3 protein-coding genes are annotated in these 2,105 nt (G+C 42.6%); 1 reads left to right on the forward strand and 2 read right to left on the reverse strand.

Annotation, left to right across the window (positions count from 1 at the left end; all coding sequences use genetic code 11):
• The first annotated feature begins 75 nt into the window (after positions 1–75).
• Positions 76–888, forward strand: coding sequence for an MOSC domain-containing protein (locus AC805_RS04090; protein WP_055074232.1), 813 nt, complete (start codon positions 76–78; stop codon positions 886–888).
• A gap of 76 nt (positions 889–964) precedes the next feature.
• Here AC805_RS04090 and AC805_RS04095 read toward each other — a convergent pair whose 3' ends face one another.
• Both AC805_RS04095 and psb28 read right to left on the reverse strand, forming a co-directional pair.
• Positions 965–1,480 carry a molybdenum cofactor biosynthesis protein B gene (locus AC805_RS04095; RefSeq protein ID WP_055074233.1) on the reverse strand — a complete coding sequence of 172 codons (516 nt, stop codon included), beginning with the start codon at positions 1,478–1,480 and terminating at the stop codon, positions 965–967.
• Between the two features lie 13 nt (positions 1,481–1,493).
• Positions 1,494–1,835 (reverse strand): photosystem II reaction center protein Psb28, encoded by a 342-nt coding sequence (gene psb28 / locus AC805_RS04100; protein ID WP_055074234.1) that lies wholly within the window; start codon positions 1,833–1,835, stop codon positions 1,494–1,496.
• Positions 1,836–2,105: the final 270 nt, after the last annotated feature.

Below are 2,105 nucleotides of genomic sequence, written 5' to 3' on the forward strand. Positions count from 1 at the left end.
GATTTGTTCTAGCTATAGAGGAATATTTGGTAAGGTTTTTCCATCAACATCTACATTTCAACTGTTATAGCTCCTATGGTAAGCCTCAGTAAAATTCTGATTTTTCCCATCAAATCTCTCGATCCTGTTTCCTTAAATGAGATAGAGATTTCCTCTGGTGGAGCCTTAAAGGGCGATCGCGAATTTGCCATAGTCGATCGGCATGGGAAATATATCAATGCCAAGCTATATCCCCAGATTCATTTAATTAGAGCCAGTTATAACCTAGCTGATCGCCAAATCCACCTCCAAATCCATCACCAAAACGATCGCCAAAATCAGGAGAAAAACGAAGTATTTACTTTTAATTTAGATCGAGAGAGAGAATTGCTTGCCAATTGGTTGAGCGAATTTTTCGGTCAACCCGTAGAACTTCGGCAAAATGTTGCCAATGGATTTCCCGACGATCTTGAGGCTTGGGGGCCAACTGTGGTTTCGGAGGCATCTCTCAAAACCGTGCAAAGTTGGTATGAAGAGCCGAACATTGACTTAGAGCAAATTCGGCGGCGCTTTCGTACCAATTTAGAGATCTCAGGTACAGCCCCATTTTGGGAAGATCGGCTATTTACAAAGTCGGGGGAAACAGTCCCTTTTCGCATAGGTTCGATCCAGTTTTTAGGTGTAAATCCATGTCAACGCTGCCCCGTTCCCACCCGTGATGCTGATACAGGCGAAATCTATCCCAAGTTCCAAAAAATATTTTCTAGTCAAAGAGCGGCAACTTTGCCAGATAACGTAGAGCGATCGCGCTTCAACCATTTCTACCGATTTACCCTGAATACACGCATTCCCGTAACTGAAGCAGGCAAAGTTCTCAAATTAGGAGATTCTCTGCTAGTCAGCCCTTAAGAAAAGAAGGTTGGCGCTTCGCGCCAACCTTCTTTTCTTCTTTTACCTTAACATACGTAGCGACAGCTAGAGATCACTAATGTAAGCCCTTTAATTGACGGACAAGATGAATGATTTCAGGCAAAATTAGTTGCTCGATCGCTAGTTTTACCGCATTACTCGATCCAGGCAGCGAAAATACTAATTTTCCTTGGTAAATTCCTGCTTCCGAACGCGAAGCGATCGCCCTCGAACCAACCTCTTGCCAACTCAAATAACGAAACATTTCCCCAAATCCTGGGAGTGTTTTTTCGAGTAATGCTGCGATCGCGTCATAGGTGGTATCCCTTGGCGCGATCCCCGTCCCACCGTTCAGGATAATAGCATCGAGATCGGCGATCGTTGCCAAATTAAGCATTTGCTCCCGAATTTCGTCGGGTTCATCCTTAACTAGGGCATAGTAATCCAAGATATGCCCAGCATTAGTCATCGATTGTTTGATAAAATTTCCACTTTTATCGGTTTCAGGGGTACGGGTATCGCTAACAGTGATCACTGCAAAATGAACTTGATAGGATGGAGGATCGGGACAAGGGTTTTGAGATGGCTGCATAGTTTTTTTAATTTTATGCTTTATTTAAACTCATACCATTAGCTTCAGCATAGCGATTCATAAATCGCAAAAAACGTTCCCATTCATTCTGTCCATTGAGTTTATGAATCGCTTCAATTCCTGCTGATTTACCATTGATGAATTTAGCATTGACGTTGCGAGTCACCATTTCGCCTTCTTCATCGATCATGTACATTCCGAGGATCTCATTGTTCCCTGCATCTTTGCCAGTCATACAGTTGGGTGCTTCAAAGATAAACACAGCAACACTGGTATCTCCGTCTTTAGACCTTGTGATTTTGACATCTGAAGCTTCTTCATCAATGCCGATCGCCAACTGTATTTTTGCTGTCATTTTAAAACCCTGAATAACCGTGAATAAAACTTTTTAAAAGTATATTCTTATTAACATAACCCAAAATTAACGCAAATCTCCTACTACCTTAATCTTCAATCTTCACTTGGGCTAGAAATGACCGTAATACGAAAGCTCAAAATGGCTACGCCATTTTGAGCTTTGACAACCCTTACTGGCTTTGGTTTTTAATTCACAAAAGTGTCGTCACACTTTCGTGAATTGGTCTAAAACCTGCGGCGCACGCGCAGCGTGCGCCGCAGGTTTTAG

Source organism: Pseudanabaena sp. 'Roaring Creek', assembly GCF_001402795.1.
Classification (GTDB): Bacteria; Cyanobacteriota; Cyanobacteriia; order Pseudanabaenales; family Pseudanabaenaceae; genus Pseudanabaena.